At 70.5% G+C, this 18,434-nt stretch carries 14 protein-coding genes; 7 read left to right on the plus strand and 7 right to left on the minus strand.

The genetic code is table 11. The annotated features are described in order from the left end of the window. Positions 1-48: 48 nt before the first annotated feature. From AC3ET3_RS22810 to AC3ET3_RS22835, 6 genes are all read left to right on the plus strand, one after another. Positions 49-1,311, plus strand: a complete 1,263-nt coding sequence (locus tag AC3ET3_RS22810; protein ID WP_435612791.1) for a DUF4190 domain-containing protein — start codon at positions 49-51, stop codon at positions 1,309-1,311. A gap of 127 nt (positions 1,312-1,438) precedes the next feature. Next, positions 1,439-2,191, plus strand: a complete 753-nt coding sequence (locus AC3ET3_RS22815; RefSeq protein ID WP_432139903.1) for a GntR family transcriptional regulator — start codon at positions 1,439-1,441, stop codon at positions 2,189-2,191. A 381-nt stretch (positions 2,192-2,572) separates the two neighbouring features. Further along, on the plus strand, positions 2,573-2,779 hold the full coding sequence (locus AC3ET3_RS22820; RefSeq protein ID WP_432139904.1) for an SPOR domain-containing protein: 207 nt from the start codon (positions 2,573-2,575) through the stop codon (positions 2,777-2,779). Between the two features lie 273 nt (positions 2,780-3,052). Then, positions 3,053-3,505: a (deoxy)nucleoside triphosphate pyrophosphohydrolase gene (locus AC3ET3_RS22825; protein WP_432139905.1), complete on the plus strand. Its 453-nt coding sequence runs from the start codon at positions 3,053-3,055 to the stop codon at positions 3,503-3,505. A gap of 156 nt (positions 3,506-3,661) precedes the next feature. Then, positions 3,662-4,069 carry an ATP-binding protein gene (locus AC3ET3_RS22830; RefSeq protein ID WP_432139906.1) on the plus strand — a complete coding sequence of 136 codons (408 nt, stop codon included), beginning with the start codon at positions 3,662-3,664 and terminating at the stop codon, positions 4,067-4,069. Positions 4,070-4,353: 284 nt separating this feature from the next. Then, positions 4,354-6,990: a SpoIIE family protein phosphatase gene (locus tag AC3ET3_RS22835; RefSeq protein ID WP_432139907.1), complete on the plus strand. Its 2,637-nt coding sequence runs from the start codon at positions 4,354-4,356 to the stop codon at positions 6,988-6,990. Between the two features lie 607 nt (positions 6,991-7,597). Here AC3ET3_RS22835 and AC3ET3_RS22840 read toward each other — a convergent pair. The 7 genes from AC3ET3_RS22840 to AC3ET3_RS22870 all read right to left on the minus strand — a co-directional run bounded on the left by AC3ET3_RS22840 (position 7,598) and on the right by AC3ET3_RS22870 (position 16,864). Next, positions 7,598-7,828 carry a hypothetical protein gene (locus AC3ET3_RS22840; protein ID WP_432159241.1) on the minus strand — a complete coding sequence of 77 codons (231 nt, stop codon included), beginning with the start codon at positions 7,826-7,828 and terminating at the stop codon, positions 7,598-7,600. Between the two features lie 298 nt (positions 7,829-8,126). After that, complete coding sequence (locus AC3ET3_RS22845) at positions 8,127-8,432, minus strand: hypothetical protein (protein ID WP_432138679.1); 306 nt, start codon at positions 8,430-8,432, stop codon at positions 8,127-8,129. After that, positions 8,429-10,393 carry a hypothetical protein gene (locus AC3ET3_RS22850; protein ID WP_435612792.1) on the minus strand — a complete coding sequence of 655 codons (1,965 nt, stop codon included), beginning with the start codon at positions 10,391-10,393 and terminating at the stop codon, positions 8,429-8,431. Before AC3ET3_RS22850 ends, AC3ET3_RS22845 begins: the two co-directional genes overlap by 4 nt. A 214-nt stretch (positions 10,394-10,607) precedes the next feature. Next, positions 10,608-11,471 (minus strand): immunity 49 family protein, encoded by an 864-nt coding sequence (locus AC3ET3_RS22855; RefSeq protein WP_432157705.1) that lies wholly within the window; start codon positions 11,469-11,471, stop codon positions 10,608-10,610. A gap of 307 nt (positions 11,472-11,778) precedes the next feature. Then, positions 11,779-12,645, minus strand: coding sequence for an immunity 49 family protein (locus AC3ET3_RS22860; RefSeq protein ID WP_435612793.1), 867 nt, complete (start codon positions 12,643-12,645; stop codon positions 11,779-11,781). Positions 12,646-12,658: 13 nt separating this feature from the next. Beyond that, positions 12,659-15,550 (minus strand): hypothetical protein, encoded by a 2,892-nt coding sequence (locus tag AC3ET3_RS22865; RefSeq protein ID WP_435612794.1) that lies wholly within the window; start codon positions 15,548-15,550, stop codon positions 12,659-12,661. Between the two features lie 108 nt (positions 15,551-15,658). Continuing rightward, complete coding sequence (locus AC3ET3_RS22870; RefSeq protein WP_435612795.1) at positions 15,659-16,864, minus strand: hypothetical protein; 1,206 nt, start codon at positions 16,862-16,864, stop codon at positions 15,659-15,661. Positions 16,865-17,240: 376 nt separating this feature from the next. On the opposite strand from AC3ET3_RS22870, the gene AC3ET3_RS22875 reads away from it, so the two are divergent. Next, on the plus strand, positions 17,241-18,413 hold the full coding sequence (locus AC3ET3_RS22875; RefSeq protein WP_435612796.1) for a glycoside hydrolase family 18 protein: 1,173 nt from the start codon (positions 17,241-17,243) through the stop codon (positions 18,411-18,413). Positions 18,414-18,434: the final 21 nt, after the last annotated feature.

Here is an 18,434-nt window from a genome sequence, read left to right on the forward strand (position 1 = left end):
GTCTCCGCGGCAGTGCCCACCGCTGTTCGAACCAGGAGCCCGGTACCGGTGTCCATACCCCCGCCCGCCGACCCCCAGCAGCCGGAGGACCCGTTCCGGGCGCCGCAGTCGCAGCCGCAGGGGCCGTCGTGCAGTCCGGCCCCTCCGCCCCCGGGAGCGGCCTACCCGCCGCCCGGCGGCCCCGGCCCCGGTCCCTACGGGGCGCCGGCGCCTTACCAGCCCTGGGCGCAGGGTTACACCCCGTTCAACCGGCGGCCGGCGGTCAACGGCGTCGCCATCGCCGCACTCGTCCTCGGCGTGATGTGTTTCCTGCCCGCCGTGGGACTGGTCCTCGGCGTGATCGCGCTGGTGCAGATCCGCAGGCGCGGCGAGCGCGGCAGGCCGATGGCGATCACGGGGGCGGTGCTGTCGGCGCTCGGCCTGGCGCTGTGGGTCGTCTCGCTGTCCACCGGGGTGGCCTCCGACGCCTGGGCGGGCTTCAAGGAGGGCTTCCGCGACGGATCGGTCACGGCCCTGCAGCAGGGCGACTGCTTCGACGTGCCCGGCGGCGGCAAGAACTTCGACGACTACGTGGACTACGTCGACGAGGTGCCCTGCTCCCGCCGGCACGACGCCGAGGTGTTCGCCGTCGTCCCGCTCGACCAGTCCGCCTACCCGGGCAGGAGCGGGGTGTGGGAGATCGGTGACGACAAGTGCTCGGAGCTGAGCGCCGCCTACGCCATGGACCCCTGGGCGGTCCCCGAGAACGTCGAGGTCTCCTACCTGTGGCCCACCAGCGACAGCTGGGAGTACGGCGACCACGAGATCACCTGCGTCTTCACCTCCGGCTCCGAAGCGGACGCGCTCACCGGCTCGCTGCGCGCCGACGCGACCACCCTCGACGCCGACCAGATGCTCTTCCTGGCCACGATGGCCAAGGTCGACGACGTGCTCGCGGAGGAGCCCGAGGACCTCGCCGAGGACGACCTGAAGGTCAACCAGGAGTGGGCCCGGGACATGCAGGGCAGGATGGCGGCGGAGGCGGAGGTGCTGCGCGCGCGTACCTGGCCGTCGGCGGTCCAGGGATCCGTCGACGCCCTGATCGAGGACATGGGGGACGCCGCCGCGGAGTGGGGCAAGGCCGCCGGCGCGCGCGGAGTCGACAGCTTCTACGAGCACTACGACACCGCCTACGGGTACGTGGACGGCGACACGACGGTCGAGGTCCGCAAGGCGCTCGGTCTGGCCACCACCCCGCCCTACGGCGGCGGCTTCGGCGGTGGCTCGGGTGGCGGGGACTCCGGGGACTCGGAGGACCGCCTCGACGTGTGAGTGCGCCTGCTTAAACGCTGGCCGGGGCACAAGTCATCACATCGAGTGATTCCCTGGCCTTTGCTTGCACGGCCCAACCCACGGTTGCCACGCTGTTGCTGTCTGTACAACCTGATGGGAGCGGCCAGTGACATTCGGTGAGCAGCCGGCGTACCTGCGGGTCGCGGGTGATCTCCGCAAGAAGATCGTCGACGGTTCACTGCCCCCGCACACCCGCCTCCCGTCGCAGGCCCGGATCCGCGAGGAGTACGGCGTCTCCGACACCGTCGCGCTGGAGGCCCGCAAGGTACTGATGGCCGAGGGGCTGGTCGAGGGCCGCTCCGGGTCCGGGACGTACGTCCGGGAGCGGCCCGTGCCGCGCCGCGTCGCGCGGTCCGGGTTCCGCCCGGCGGGCGGCGCCACCCCCTTCCGGCAGGAGCAGGCCGACGCCGAGGCGCGCGGCACCTGGGAGTCCGGCAGCGAGCAGACTCCGGCGAGCGTCCAGATCGCCGAGCGGCTCGGTATCGAACCGGGTGATCGTGTCATGTGCACGAAATACGTGTTCCGGGAGGCCGGCGAGGCGATGATGCTCTCCACCTCCTGGGAGCCCCTCTCCGTCACCGGCCGTACACCCGTGATGCTGCCCGAGGAGGGCCCGCTCGGCGGCATGGGCGTCGTCGAGCGCATGCGCGCCATCGACGTGATCGTGGACAACGTCACCGAGGAGGTCGGGGCCCGTCCCGGCCTCGCCGAGGAACTCCTCGCCCTGGGAGGCGTCCCGGGTCACGTCGTGCTCGTCGTCCAGCGCACCTATTACGCCTCCGGGCGCGCGGTGGAGACCGCCGACGTGGTGATCCCGGCGGACCGGTACCGGGTGGCATACCACCTGCCCGTGAGATGAGAGCGGGTGGCACGGCCGGACCCGTCCGCGCGGCGCGTACGCCGCGCACAGGCGCACGACCTTCGGGGCGGCCGCCTCCGCCGAACGGTGCCTCACCGTCCTCTTCCAGCCGGTGGATTCCAGTCGTTTCCGACGGTTCCCGCAGGTCGCCCGCACTCTGCCCGGCACGCCCCCGACCGGAGGCGTCTCCCTCGGTGCACGGCGCGTTTCCTCCCGTGCGCCCCCTGCGTTCTGGCTGGTTGCGTACCTCTTCGTGAAAAGGCGTGTTCGGTGCGTAAAGGTAAGGCGTACGCTCGGGCATATGCGGATTGCGGTTTCCTTAGACGGCGGGGTGCGGGCTACTTCCGAGCGGGCCGGAGCAGGGAGGGGGCGAGGGGCGCAATGAGTGACGGCACCTCACTTCCCTGGCTCGTCATACGCCAGGACGACAACGGCAATCGCTACCGCGTGGGCCGCTACGCGACCCGTGCCGAGGCCCAGAAGATCGCGGACAGCCTCGACCGCCGTGGCCACAAACAGCTCTACTGGGTCGAACGGATGGGCCAGACCCGAGCGGGCGCCCAGAACGCGGACAACACCCGCAACTGACGGAGCGGACCGCGGCCTGACCCCGACTCACCGGTGACCGATCACCGGTGCCCGATCGCCGGCGCGGCCGACCGGCGGGCGACCGATCGCCGCGCTGCCGATCACGCATGGCCCGCCGAGGCCGACCGCGCTCCGGGCGGTGACCGCGCTCCCGGCGGCCCCCGGCTCGCCCGGCTTGACCGCTCGCCCGACCCGACCCTTCGGCCCCCGGCCGGCGGGGCCGAGGCGGCGCCCGGGACGGCCCGGCCCGGCCGTCCCGTAGGCTCCGGCTCCATGACGGAACGCATCGTGGTGGTGGGGGCCGCCCTGTTCGACGGGGGCCGACTGCTCGCGGCGCGCCGCAGCGCACCCGCCGACCTCGCGGGCCGCTGGGAGCTGCCCGGTGGAAAGGTGGAGCCCGGCGAGCGGCCCGAGGCGGCCCTGGAGCGTGAGCTGCGGGAGGAACTGGGCGTCGACGCCGAGGCCGTTGAGCGGGTCCCCGGTCAGTGGCCGCTGCGGGAGCCCTACGTCCTGTGGGCCTGGACCGCCCGGCTGCGCCCCGGCTCCGCCGCCCCGCAGCCCCTGGAGGACCACGACGCACTGCGCTGGCTCACCCGCGACCGGATCTGGGACGTCGACTGGCTCGACCAGGACGTACCCGCCGTCCGCCGGGTCGCCGACCGGTGGGACCACGGGGAGCACGCCGAACTCCGGGCCGCACGGCAGGCGCACCCCCCGAGGCGATAGGACGCTCCGGCCGGCGGACCAGCGGGGCTCGCCATGCGCCGTTCGTGCCACGGTGCGCCCTGTGGCGCGGTACTCGCCTCGCTATACCGGGTATGTGGCCATTAACCCCACGAAATCGGACATGGGGGCGCCTCGTAGGCCCAGGAAGTGATCGGCGTGAGCGACACCGAAGGCGACCGCGCCGAGTGGAGCTTCCCCGCGGACCCCGGCGCCGTACGCACCGCCCGGGCCGTCGTCCGCCGCCAGCTGGGCACCTGGCACCTGGACGGGGTCAGCGACACCGCCGCCCTGCTGGTCAGCGAACTCGTCACCAACGCGCTGCGGCACGCCACCGGCCCCATCGGCGTCCGCCTGATCCGCCCGGCGCCCCGGTCCGGACTCGGGGACATCCTGCTGGTCGAGGTCTCCGACCCGCTGCCGGAGCCGCCCCGCGAGCGCGAGGCCCGGCCGGACGACGAGAGCGGACGCGGACTCCAACTCGTGGCGTCCGCCTCCCGCCGCTGGGGCAGCCGGCTCGATGACACCGGGAAGACGGTGTGGTTCGAGCTCGTCCTGCCGGGCTGAAATCCCGCTCCCGCACGGCCCGATCGGGGCGGACGCGGCCCGACTCTCCGCCGGGTCGCCGCACTCCGCCGGCACTCCGCCGACCACACGTGTCCGAGTGTGTGATTCGACGACGTGTCTGCTGGTTAGAAGAGTGGAAGTGTTCTGGCAGGACGGTCCAAAAAACGCCTGGACCGTGCTGTGATCGTGAACACCGTGTCGTGCGGCGCCGTAGTGCTGGATACTGCGGGCAGCCGCCTCCGGTGACCGGTGCCGGACGCGGTGAGCTGGAGGGGACGGTTCGCGTGAGCGAGATACCAGCGAAGGCCACGGAGTCCGAGGACTCGTCGGAGGGCGCGAGGGCGAAGTCCGCGGGCGGACCCGCGGCCGAGGCCGCGCGCGCGTTCGCCGCCGACGGGACGACACCCGGTGAGGCCGTCTGGCAGAGCAGTCCGCCCGGCTCGATCTACGACTACATCAAGGTCGCGTCCTTCTCCATCGGCGCCGACGGTCTGGTCGACCAGTGGAGCCTGCGCGCCGAGCAGATCTTCGGTGTCCCGGCCGAACGGGCCGTCGGCATGGACCCCATCGAGGCGTTCGTCGACCCCGACCTGCGCGACCGCGGCCAGCGCAAGATGGCCGAGATCCTCGACGGACGGGAGTGGACCGGCGTCGTCCCCTTCCGGGTGCCCGACACCGTCGGCGGCGGGCGCGGCGAGGAAGGCCTTGCCGAGGTCTACGTCATGCCGACCCGTACCCAGGACGGCGACCACGCCGCCGTGTGCATCGTCGTCGACGTGCGCACCCTACGCAGCATCGAGACCGACCTGGCCGCCTCGCAGGCCATTTTCGGTCAATCTCCGTTCGGGTTCCTGCTGATCGACCCCGACCTCAGAGTCCGCCGGGCCAACCGGCGGTTCGCCTCCATCTTCGGCGGCACTCCCGACGACCACCGCGGCAGGGGCGTCCACGACTATCTGCCCCGGTCCGAGGCCGAACGCGTCTCGGCGGTGCTGCGCAGAGTGCTGGAGACGGGCGACTCCGTCACGGACATGCACGTCACCGGGTACGTACCCGGCTCCGACGAACGCCGCCACTGGTCCATCAACCTCTACCGCGTGCACAGCGGCAGCGGCCGTCCCATCGGTATCGCCTGGCTGGGCCTCGACATCACCGCCCGCCGCGCCGCCGCCCGCGAGGCCGCCGCCGCACGGCGCAATCTCGCCCTTCTCAACGAGGCGGGCGCCCGCATAGGGAACAGCCTCGACCTGGAGACCACCGCCCGCGAACTCCTCGGCGTCGTCGTCCCCGGCTTCTGCGACCTCGCCACCGTCGACCTCTACCAAGGTCTGCTCGCCGGCGACGAGACCCCGCCCGGACTCGCCGACGGCAGCGCCGAGGTGCGCCGGGTCGCCTTCTCCTCCGCCGTCTCCGACGTGCCCCTCGCCGGCGCCGACACCCCCGTCCCGGTCGGCGCCGTGCACCACTTCCCCTTCAACTCGCCCTCCGCCGCGGCCCTGCGCACCGCGCGCCCGCAGACCGTCCCCGGCGAGGACGGCGGCCTGGTGCAGTCCACGCTCGCCGTGCCGATGGTCGCCCACGACACCGTCGTGGGACTGGCGCGGTTCTCCCGGACCAAGGGAAGCGAGCCGTTCGGCGACCGCGACCGGGACCTGGCGGTGGAGCTGGCCGCGCGGGCCGCCGTGTGCATCGACAACGCCCGGCTGTACCGGCGCGAGCACGAGCGGGCGCTGATACTGCAACGGTCCCTGCTGCCGCCGGGTGACCCGGTCGCCTCCGGCCTGGACATCGCCTGCCGCTACCTGCCCGGGAACGTCTCCACCGGGCGGCCCAGCGAGGTCGGCGGCGACTGGTTCGACGTCATCGAACTGCCCGGCCACCGCACGGCGCTCGTGGTGGGCGACGTGATGGGCCGCGGCCTGCGCGCCGCGGTGGCCATGGGCGAACTCCGCACCGCCGTACGCACCCTGGCGCTGCTGGACCTGGAACCGGCCGAGGTGCTGTCCGCGCTGGACGAGATCGCCCGCGGGCTGGGCACCCCCGGCGGCGTCCAGCAGGCCACCCGGGCGGCCCGCCGCCCCCGCGAGGCCGACCTCTCGGAGGTGTACCTGGCGACCTGCGTGTACGCCGTCTACGACTCCGTCACCCGCCGCTGCACCTTCGCCAACGCCGGCCATCTCCCGCCGGTCCTGGTCGAACCCGGCGAACCGGCGCTGATGCTGGACGTGCCGCCCGGCATGCCGCTCGGCGTCGGCGGGGAACCCTTCGAGGAGGTGGAGGTCGAACTCCCCGAGGGCGCGCTGCTCGCCCTCTACACCGACGGCCTGGTCGAGTCCCGCGACCACCCCCTCGACGAGGGCCTGCAAGCGTTCGTCGGGGCGCTCACCGACCCCGCCCGCCCGCTGGAGGACGTCTGCGACCACGTCCTCAACACCCTCGACACCCACCACGGCGAGGACGACATCGCCCTGCTGATGGCCCGCGTCCAGGGACTGCCCGCCGACTCGGTCGGCGACTGGACCCTGCCGCGCGAGCCGCGCAGCGTGGGCCGTGCCCGCGAGTACGCCCGTGCCCAACTGCTCAGCTGGGACATGGACGCGCTCGTCGACACCACCGAACTCCTCGTCAGCGAACTCGTCACCAACGCCCTGCGCTACGGCGAGGGCGACATCCGCCTGCGGCTCCTGCTGGACCGCACCCTGGTCTGCGAGGTCTGGGACGCCGGCCTCGTCCAGCCGCGCCGCCGCCGCGCCCGCGACACCGACGAGGGCGGCCGCGGCCTCCAGCTCGTCGGCCTCCTCTCCGCGGCCTGGGGCTCCCGCCGCACCCCCCGCGGCAAGACGGTCTGGTTCGAACTCCCCCTGCCCGACGGCGAGACGGGCCTGACGGATCCGGCGGAGGCGCTGCTGAGTCTGTTCTGACGGCAAGGGCCGGGACCGGACGCCGGGCCCGCAGATGCAGCAGGGCCGTGCTGGACATGAAGCCTCGGCTCAACTCGCCGTTTCAGGACGCAACAAGAGCCTTTTCGGGAGCCTCGCCGCCCCGAACCCATGCCAGGGCAACCTTCCCGGCTGCGGCCCCGTAGAGGACGAGGTCGTCGCCCGAGACCGCCCCTACAGCGAGCCGCCGCTTGTCATCCTTCGGCCGGCGTTCTCGATGAACCGTGCCGCTTCGATCTCCGAGATCGTGACGTGATCGATCTAGTTGTGCCCGAGCTCGTAGCGTCGCAGGTACTCGGTCGGCTCCCAGCGGAGGTTCCGGGTGAAGGCTTCGTCGTACGTCCGGTCCTCGTCGGTTCGACGCCGCACGATGCCTCGCGGGCTGCTGCGTGGGAAGCCCCCGTGCCGCGTCGGGGCCGTACGCCCGGGCCCAGGCCGCCGAGCGACGCAGCTACTCCCGTATGAGCAACGCACGCGAATTCGCATGCTCATACGCGGCCGAGTCGTCACCCCAGTCGATGACCCGGATCCGGTCGAGCCGCGCACGTGAACGATCCTCGATCACTTCAGGTCCCACCGTGACACAGCTTCAGGACTGCACCAGCAGCTTATCGGGAGCCGTGCCGTCGCGAAGCCATGCCACAGCGACCTTCCTGGCCACCGCCCGGTACAGCATGTCCTCCGCTCCGTCTTCGGCGGAAGTCGTCTCGGAATCCTTGTCGAGTAGCAGAATGCGCTCCCGGCCGGAAATATCCGTGTACCTGTACCGAACTTGGTGATCGTCTTCCTGGATCTTTTCGATCTGCGCGTACAAAGCCATCGGTTACTTTTCCCACGTATAACTCTCGCGCCCGGGTGGTGCCACGTTGCTCGCCCAGTCCGCGACCTCTGTCGCTGCGGCGTGCGCCTCAGCATACGTGGAGCCTGGATGGGTCTGGTAATACCGGTGTTCCGCGAGTTAATGCTCGAGCAAGAGCAGGTCGGACTCATTGTGCTTGCCCGACCTCAGTCGAATCCAGGCCTCCGCCATGTCGGGGTTCGGGTCATAACGCGCATCTCAGGGGAAGCGTCTTCCCTGACCTTGCCGGATACACCGGCGTAGGTGGCAAGAATGTCCCCTAATTCGGCGGAATGGGCTGTCGATCCCGACCCTCAAACAAATATTGATACAAATCGCGCAGGTACTCGTACAAGTCATCCTCATTGTCGAACTCAATGTCCGTGAGGTGCTCATAATCTGCGGGTGATATTTCCCTCGTCCTCAACGCTGTCTCCAGTCCCGTTCGGACACCGTTGACATACTCCTCCTTGAAGGCATGCAACGTGGGCCGAAGGTAGCCCGTGGTGTCATAGGCCTGTTCCGCATTCAGGTATACCTTGATGAATTTTTCGAGTTCTCGATTCACAGATTCAACCTCGGTCACGGGTGACGGCCTGGTGCAGGATTGGCGTACATGGTTATGAGCTTCCAGTCGCCATCCTCCATGCGATAGACCGGCCGGATGCCACCGCCCTCGAAGTCTACGGGCAGGAACTCGTTCAGGTTCGCCGGGTTTCGATAGAACCCGGTGAAGCGCTTGTGGCCTTCGGGCCCGAGCAGGTCTTCGATCGGCACATCCGCGTCCGGGGGCTCACCGGTACGCGCAATCTCATCGCGGAAGTACTGGTCGGCCCGCACCATGTCTTCGGCGTTGTCGAACCTGGTGGCGTATGGCCCCACGCGGTGCGTGCCGCCGTGTACCCCGTCGACTGTCGTACCCGTGAGTGGATCGACGTTGTTCTCCGACTTCACATGCCCTGCATTGGCCGAGTTCGGGCCGTACATCTGCGGGTTGCCCGAGGCATCGAGCTTCGCCGTGCCCAACCGGTCCTGCAGCGCTTGCTCGTCCGGATACAAGTGGCGTCCAGGCGCATGTCCTTCCCCGCCCTGCCTGTCGTCAAGTTCCTTGATGCGGTCATCGACGAACTGTGCATCGAGCGGCGGTTCCGTCCCACCCGTTGATGGCTCCGACGGCGATGCGGAACCTTCAACGGGTGATTCCGTTGTCGGCCCATTCGGCTCGGACACGTTCACCTGGTCATGCCCACCGCCGACTCCAGGGCCGTCAGTCTGACCGGCGGTGTCGCCGTGACCGGTCGAAGTCTCGCCGCCCTGGCCTTCGCCTGTGCCATCGGCCTGGCCATGTGCTGGGCCGTCTGTGTGGCCAGCGGTGTTGTTGGTCGGCGATCTGTGGCCGACCGACGGACCGGGACCGTGCTCGTGAGCCGATCCACCGGGCAGTTGGTCGCCCAAACCGGTGCCGGGGCTCGGCAGGTCGCCGCCGGCGTGGACGGTGGGCAGGTCGCTGCCCGCGTGGGCGCCGGGGCTCGTGGGGACGTCCTCGCCGAGTCGGCCCACGTCGTCCAGGCTGCTGCCCAGGTTGACGTGCTGCACGGCCTCGGCGGCAGGCGGGGCCGCGCCTGCCATGGCCGGTTCCTTGACCGGGGCATCGACCCGGGGCAGGTCCGAGCCGGCCGGAGGGGTGTCCGTGCCGGGCCGGCCGGCCGCCTCGCCCGGGGCGTCGGGGGCCTTCTGCAGGACGTTGCCCCGCTCGTCGAGGAGGTTGCCGGCCGGGTCGTAGTACCGCGCCGGCGCGCCCTCCTCGGTGGGCAGCTTGACCGAACCCTCCGGCACCGCCGGCACATCGTCGGGCAGCTTGATGTTCCCGTCGGGCAGTTTCGTCGCGCCCTCCGGGACCGCCGTGCCCTCGGGCAGGTGCACCGTGCCGTCGGGCAGCTTGAACGCACCCTCGGGCAGCGTGATCGCGTCATCCGGCAGCTTCGGGATCTCGATGTTGCCGACGCCCTTGAGCGCGGCGCTGATGTCACCGATCTTCGACAGACCCGCGCCCGCGCCCTTGGCGACATACGTCATCGGGTCGATGACCTTGCCCGCCTTGCCCGCCGCGGAGAGCACCTTGGCGACCGCGCCCGCCTTGCCCGCACCCGAGACCCCGGCACCGGCGCCGCCCGTGAACACGGTCGTCAGCACGTTGAAGGTGACCGCTCCGGCCGCCCGGCCCGGGTTCTTGCCCCACTCGTCCCACGCCACCAGCGCCTTGCCGGTCTCCTTCATCGCCGTACGTGAGTCACGGATCCAGGACGGCAGCTTGTCATCCGGCAGGGCCCAGAACATCGTGCCCACACCCGGGATCGCGCTGATCGCCAGACCGGTCGCGAGCTGCGCCAGGCCCTTCCACGCCTGGCCCATCGCCTCCCAGCCGCCGAAGCCCACCAGCGTGCCCAGGCCCTTGATCGTGCCCCAGATCCCGTCCACGATCAGGCCGTCCCAGACAAAGGACTTGATCCAGTGACCGGCCTCGTACCAGTGGTGCCGCTCCTCCACCGGGTCACCCCAGGGAACTCCCCCTGCCCGACGGCGAGACGGGCCTGACGGATCCGGCGGAGGCGCTGCTGAGTCTGTTCTGACCCAGGGCCCCGGTACAGGCCCCAGGGCTCCGGCGCGAGAGACGTATGCGCCGTGACCCCGGCACTGGGTCCCTCAGGAGGAACCCTTGCCAGTCGGCCGGGTCATGCCGTCCCGGGTCCTCTCGGCAGGTTCAGTACTCGATCTCGCCGATCCAGGCGTACTCCAGAAGAGCCCTGGGCAGGTACTCGGACTCGACCTCGACGGAAATGCCCTGGTCCCGGGCGAGGCAGGCCATCGCCAGCGGTCCGAGGGCGACGAGCCCGTCGGCGTGGTTCGCGCGATCTTCGTCGGCGGTCCAGTACGCCTTGTGCCAGCGCACCGCGTCAGCCAGCGCCTTGTTGAACTCCGCGGCGTCTCGGCGGATGACGCGGTAGAACACGATCAGAGGCGGATAAAGGACCTTTGCCATCAAGTCGGCGTCGGCGTACCGCAGAGCCTCCGGGGAGGTTCCGTCGACTGCCGCGACGAGCTTGTCGCCGACATCTTGACGACCGAGCCAGAAGCTCTGCAGCGTCTCTACCCAGGGGTAGATGTACTCGTCGAACACCGCTCCGGAGTCACGCAGCAACGAAACGGGTACCTCGGCCAACTGGCGCAGTCGATCGTTGTCGCGGCAGATCATCGCGAGGTAGAAGGAAGTCACCCAGGTTCCCGCGTTCAGATGGGACTCGGGGCCGGTCGCGGGGAGTGTGCGCTCCCGGTCCTTGACCCGGCAGGTTACGCGAGTGCCCTCCGGGGCCACGGCGGCGGCAAAGAGCGCGGACCCGGTTTGCATGGCCGTCACCCAAGCCTCCCACGTCTCGAACTTCACGGCCTGTGGGTCAACGGCACAGCGTTGTTGCGCCAGGGTGAGTGCCGTGCTCAGTGCCTGGGGACGCAGCACCGCCGAGTCGGCGAACTCGTCGAGAATCCAGTCCGCGGTCTCGCCGAGAGCGTCGAGGGTGTCCGGCACGTCGTCCGTGGAGTACTTGTGTCGGGGAACGGTCGTGACCACAGCGGCCCTCCTCCGGCCCGTGGACGAACTGGTCGCTGCCGTCAAAGGTTCCCACCCCGAGGTCGCGACGATCAGGCCCACGAGTTCCGGGCGCTGCAGCCGGTTTGCCCGGAGCGCGCCCACCAGTGGTACGTGTACTCGACGTACGAGCCTTCGGGTGAGCGCAGGCGGTCGAGGGGGAGCCGGCAGCCGCTGGGGCATCCGTTTCCGGTCGCGGCAGACGATGGCGAGCCGGCTTCCGGCATCGGCGTACTGAGAGCGCCGTCGATCATCCCGGGCGCCTCTTCCAGACGCTCGATGGAGGCGATCACGTGTCGTACTCGCCGACCCAGGAGCGCTTCAGCAGGGCCCTCGGGATGTACTCGGACTCCACCTCGACGGGAAGGTCGGCGTCGTACGCCATGCAGGCGATGGCGAGGGGGCCGAGGGCCACGAGGCCCTCGCCGCTCCGGGAGCGTGCCTCGTTGGCCGTCCAGTACTCCTTGTGCCAGGTGAGAGCGTCGACCAGCGCCGTGTTGAACTGCTCGGCCTCCCGGCGCAGGTAGCGGTGGAAGAGCTCGATCGGCGGGTAGAGGATCTTGAGCATCAACTCCGGACCGGCGATCTGCGCGGCCTCGGGCGCCGTGCCGTCGATCGCGGTCACCAGGGTGTCCCAGGCGGCCTGCCGGCCGAACCAGAGATGTTGAAGTGTCTCTACCCAGGCGTAGATGTAATCGTCGAATTCCGCGCCGGATTCACGCAGGAAGGCGACCGGTACCTGCGCCAGCCGATCGACCCGGTCGTTCTCCCGGCAGATCACCGCCAGGTAGAAGGAGGTCAGCCAGTTCCCGGCGTGCAGATAGTCCTGGGGGCCGGTCACGGGAAGGTTCTTCACCTCGCCCGTGCTGCCGATCCGGCACGGCACGGGGCCCTCAGCGGCTGTTCCCGCGGCGAACAGTCCGCTACCGACCTGCATGGCGGTGACCCATGCCTCCCAGCTCGGGAACTCCCCTGCCGTCGGGTCCGTCAGACAGCGCCATTTCGCCAGAGTGAGGGAAGCCGTCAGCGCGTCGTAACGGTCGTCCTCCGACGTCTCGATGTGGTCGAGGACGTCCTTCGTGCTCTTGGCGATCGGCGCGATGAGTTCAGCTGCGTTGTCGGTGCGGAATGCATGGCGGGGGATGCGGGTGACCACTTGCTCTCCTCGGTCAGATCTTCAAATGCTCCATGACGGCACCGGCGTAGGCGTGACCCGGGTTGTCCACCGCCTTCACCAGAACGTACTGCACCTTGCCGTCCCGCAGCGCGGCCCGGATGTCCGCGGCGATCTCAGCGTCTCTTCCACCCCGACTGGTCATTTCCGCGAGGATGGTGCGTACGTAGGGCTTTGTGCCCTGCTTGACCCGCATGCCCTGGGCTCCCCCGTCATGGGCTGCGGGGTCCGACGGGTCAGGGTCGGCCTTGCCCTGGCGCCAGTCCAGGTCGCCCGACGGGGCCTTGGCCTCCACGATGAGGTAGTTGCCGTCGTCGCCGAGCTTGTACACATCATCGAACATGTTGGCGCCGTTCGGCGTCTTCGGGAGTTCGAGGCGCTCGGCGGTCGGGAACTCCTTCGGGATGACGTGGTGCCGTGCTGCAGCTTCACCGAGTTGCTCGGACAGCTTGCTGTTGTTGGGAACCCCGGGGAGGTGCTTGTCGTAAGCCTGCTGTGCCCTGGCCAGGGCCTCCGCGTTGGCGGCCGACGGCGTTTCCTCGAATGCCCGCTCGGCATTGAGCAGGTCAACGGACAGCCTGCGGTTCCGAGCCGCCTCGTCGAGCTTCGGAACGTTGTGCTCAGGGACTGTCTCCGGGCCGAGAGGAGTCGGCTTGAACTTCGTCTCCGAGGGTCCGCTCGGCAGGTCGTGTTTGGCGATCCAGTTGTTGTTGGCGTCTTTCTTCAGTATGGGCAGCTCGGCCCCGTCGACGATGCGTTCGGCGTTCTTGCGTCGGCCGATCTCGTCGTAATGTTCCTGGAACCATGCCGGGTCGTTGTTGGCCTTCCAGACGTGCCCTTCCTGGATCTGCTTGCGTTCTGCGGCGGAGAGTTCCTGGGCACCGTTGTGATCGCTACGGCTGGACGCCTCATCAGATGCGTGGTCGGGCGTGGTCGTGTCGTCCGCGTGGTCCAGCGCGTCGTCGCCCAGTCCGTCCATTTGGTCCAAGGCGTCGTCGCCGAGGCCCCCCAGGTCGTCCGAGGCGCCCCCTGTGGGCGGTTCGGCGCCGCCGTGGCCCGGCAGGGAGGTGTCGCCGGTGCCGCCCGGGACGTCGCGGGCGGGGGTTGCGGCATCGTCGGCATGACCGCCGGGCAGGTGGTCGCCGCCCGTGCGGGGGCCGGGGACCGCGTTGTCCGTGCCCGTGGGGAGGCGCTCGTCCAGGCTGTTGGTCGGCAGGTGGTCGCCGACGCCGCCGCCGGGGAGGTTGTCGCCCAGGCCGATGCCGGTGCCCGGCAGGTCGCCGCCGGCGTGGACGGCAGGGGACGTGGGGACGTCCTCGCCGAGTCGGCCCACGTCGTCCAGGCTGCTGCCCAGGTTGACGTGCTGCACGGGCTCGGGAGTGTGCGCGGCCGCGCCCGCCATCGCCGGTTCCCTCACCGGCGAGTCGACCCGGGGCAGGTCCGAACCGGCAGGCGGAGTACCCGTGCCGGGCCGGCCCGCCGCGTCGCCCGGGGCGTCGGGGGCCTTCTGCAGGACATTGCCCCGCTCGTCGAGGAGGTTGCCGGCCGGGTCGTAGTACCGCGCCGGAGCGCCCTCGTCCGTGGGCAGCTTGACCGAGCCCTCCGGCACCGCCGGCACATCGTCGGGCAGCTTGATGTTCCCGTCGGGCAGTTTCGTCGCGCCCTCCGGGACCGCCGTGCCCTCGGGCAGGTGCACCGTGCCGTCGGGCAGCTTGAACGCACCCTCGGGCAGCGTGATCGCGTTGTCCGGCAGCTTCGGGATCTCGATGTTGCCGACGCCCTTGAGCGCGGCGCTGATGTCACCGATCTTCGACAGACCCGCGCCCGCGCCCTTGGCGACATACGTCATCGGGTCGATGACCTTGCCTGCCTTGCCCGCAGCCGAGAGCACCTTGGCGACCGCGCCCGCCTTGCCCGCACCCGAGACCCCGGCGCCCGCGCCGCCCGTGAACACGGTCGTCAGCACGTTGAAGGTGACGGCGCCGGCGGCGCGGCCGGGGTTCTTGCCCCACTCGTCCCACGCCACCAGCGCCTTGCCGGTCTCCTTCATCGCCGTACGTGAGTCACGGATCCAGGACGGCAGCTTGTCGTCCGGCAGCAGCCAGAACGCCGTCCCCACACCCGGAATGGCGCTGATCGCCAGGCCGGTGGCGAGCTGGGCGAGGCCCTTCCACGCCTGGCCCATCGCCTCCCAGCCACCGAAGCCCACCAGCGTGCCCAGGCCCTTGATCGTGCCCCAGATCCCGTCCACGATCAGGCCGTCCCAGACAAAGGACTTGATCCAGTGCCCGGCCTCGTACCAGTGGTGCCGCTCCTCCACCGGGTCACCCCAGGGAAGCTTGGCGTTCTTCATGTCCTCGGCGTTGAAGCCGTACTGGTCCTTGCGCTCCGACCCGTCCCCCGCCACCATCTGGGTCCCGCCCCAGATCCCGGTGATCTTGTTGTGGCAGGTCCGCTCCGCCGCCCAGAACGCCGCCACCGTCGCCGTGATGTCGTCCCGGAGCTGGTTGTGCTCCTCGACCTTGTCCTCGTCGTAGTCCCACTCGTCATCGTCCTTCACCGACGCGACGAACGTCTGGGCCTTCAGCTTCAGATCCTTCAGGTTCTGCACCAGCGGACGGATCTCGGTGGCGTAGGAGGAGAGGGCCGAGGAGACGGTCTCCAGGTCGGTCGCGAAGTCGTTCGCGCGTTCCTGCACCGGCTTGGTGGTGGCGAAGAGCTGCTCGGCTTCCGGGGCGTGGTAGAACGCCGACAGCCCCTGGAACTTGGAGTGGACGTCACCACCCGTGGTGCGGACATTGCCCGCATCCGTCTTCAGGCTCGCGTAGTCCAGCTCCAACTGGTCGACATCACCCGTGAACTGCGGAATCTTCTCCGGCTGGATCACGCGTCACCCACCCCCGTAGGTCCGTCTCGACTCCCGTATTGACGCTCGCCAATGACGAATCATCATACAAACGCCCGGCCGGGGGGTGCCGGAATCATCACTGGACCGCTACAGGACCGCTCCGTGCAGCCTCGCGTCCCGCTCCGCCAACTCAAGTGCCTTGCAAGCCAGTTCATCGGCACGTACCGGGTCCGTCATGAGCAGGTGTTCCGCCTCCACGAGCCGGGTTCGAGCCGTGACGTCCACCGTGCCGCCATGGGTGACGACGAATTCCCGGGCAGCGGCCGTGCTGCCCCGCGCGACGAGCGTGGCCGCAGCGGTCAGGACCCCGGACCGGCTACCGGTGGGTGGGAACAGCGCCCGTACGATGCGGCGCAGCGCGTCTGCCGGGTCGTACGGATGCCCGGACGTCAACTCACGCCGCACCGAAGCCAGTACGGCGTCGGCGTGCAGGAGCTGTGAGTAGGTCTCGCCTTCACGGAGCAGAGGGGTGCGCAGCTCCGCCAGCGCGGCTTCGGCGCCCGTGAGGGTGGCGGGGATCAGGCGGGCCGTCTCGTCGAGGTGGGCGGCGAGGCGGTCGACGCCGTCGATGAACACGCCGGCCTGGGCGACGGCGTCCTCGGCGGCACGCAGATGCCCGGCGGCTTCCTCGGGTCGGCCCGAATCGGCTTCCTGATGACTCTGGTTGAGGCTGGTCGTCGCCGACACCAGGCGGTCCTTGGCCAGTTCGACGTACCCGGTGGCGAAGGTGCTCGCGGTCGGCGCGTACCGCTCGTGCAGGTCGGTGAGCGTGGCCTGGGCGGTCGCCGTGCGGGCGGCCAGTTCCCGGAAGCGGGCCTCGGCGACCGGCAGCGCCCCGCCGCCCGGAGTGTCCGCCGCGTCCCACAGCTCGCGCAGCGCCGCCGCCTCGGCGTCCAGGCGGCGCGCGGCCTCCTGGCAGCGGCCGATCACCCCGGCGAGCGCGTGCCTGCGGGCGGCGTCCTCCCCGGGGACGCCCTCGTCGTAGCGCTGCCGGATCCGGAACGCGGCCGTCAGCTCGGCCTCGGCCGCCCGGACCGCCTCCGCAAGGGGCTCCACGGCCGCCGGGTCGAGGCTGGTCCGGGCGAGGGCGAGTTCGCCCCGGGCGCCGTGCCGGCGGGTGTCGGTCTCGACCAGGGCGGCACGCGACCGCTCGTCCAGGTCGGCGAGTTCGTCCGCGGCGGTGAGGGGACCGGGGGAGCCGGGTGCGGCCGGGGTGGTGCGGGTACGGGTGCGGCGGACCCGGCGTGTGTAGCCGTAGGCCGCCAGCACGGCCGCCGCGCCCACCAGTGTCACGGGGAGGATGAGGTTGGTGCCTGAGGTCTCGTCGTCGCCGGGGGCGGCCTGTGGGGAGGTCGTAACCCGTGCCGGTACCGATACCGACTCCGGTACCGGTACCGGAGTCGGTGCCGAAGCCGATGATCGCGATGCTGCAACCGGAACGCCGGTGTTCGTCGTCATCCCTGGCAACAGCAGCCACACGGCCCCGGCCGCGCCACTCAGCACGGCGTGCGCCACCCGCACGGGTACCTGGGACCCGGCGCGCCGCGACCGGGCACGGAACAGGGACGACGTCACATTTCGGAGCGTATGGCCGCTTCTGCGGTGGCGCGAGCGGGATGCGCCCGACGCGGGGACGGGGGGACAGCACGCGCACGGGGAGGGGCACGGGGTGGAGCGGTCCTCGATACGGTCCGGGAACGACGGGGAGAGGGACGTCACCGACACCACCCCCACGGGCCACGACCCGGAAGACGCTGCCCCTGAAGGCACCACCCCCGAAGGCACCGACGCCGAAGCCACCCCCGCCGACCCCACCCCCACCCCCCGCCGCCCCCGCCGGCTCCGCTGGACCCTCCGTACGCTCCTCGCGCTCGTGCTGGCCGTCATCCTCCCCGTGCTCGGGACGCAGGTCGCCCTCCGGATCAACTACGCCGGAGACCTCGCCGACGGCACCCTCACCCGCGGCAAGGACGCGATCTGGCTGGGCCACGCCTGGGTGGACGGGCGGAAGAAGGACGCCGACGTGAAGGCGCTGGCGCGGCGGCTGGGGCAGACCGGGATCCGGGACCTGTACGTGCATTCCGGGCCCCTGGAGCACGACGGGACGCTGCCCGGGTCGGCGTATCCGCGCGCCCGCTGGTTCATCGAGGCCGTGCACCGGGAGATGCCCGGGGTGCGGGTGCAGGCGTGGCTCGGTGACGTGCTCGCCACCGAGGGCCCGACCGGCATGCGGCTGGAGGACGACGGGACGCGTGCCAACGTCGTACGGTCCGCCCGTGCGATCCTCGCCGTCGGCTTCGAGGGCGCCCATTTCGACCTGGAGCCCCTGCACTCCGGCGACCGCGACTATCTCCGTCTGCTCGACGCCCTGCACGCCGTCACCGCGGCGCAGGGCGCCCAACTCTCGGTCGCGGCGCACCAGATCGACCCGCTGCCCGGCTTCCACTCCTTCTGGGGGACCGTCGCCGGGCACCCCAAGTGGTGGTCGCAGGCCTTCTTCGGCGAGGTCGCGCGCCGCGTCGACCAGATCGCCGTCATGTCGTACGACACCATGCAGCCGCTGGAGAGCACCTACGGCGGATACGTGGCCCAGCAGACCTCCCTCGCCCTGGAGGCCACCCCCGCCGGCACCGATCTGCTGATGGGCCTGCCCTTCTACCACGAGAACCGGTTCGGCCACTGGGCGCACGCCGAGACCGTGCCCGCCGCCGTCCGTGGCGTCCGCCTCGGGCTGTCCCGCACGGACGCGGACCGGGCGAACTTCGGGGTGGCCCTGTACGTGGACTTCGCGGCGACGGAGGGGGACTGGACGGCGTACCGGCGGGACTGGGCACGCAAGTGAGCCAAGTGAGCCAAATGAGCT

This window comes from Streptomyces sp. bgisy159, assembly GCF_057707805.1.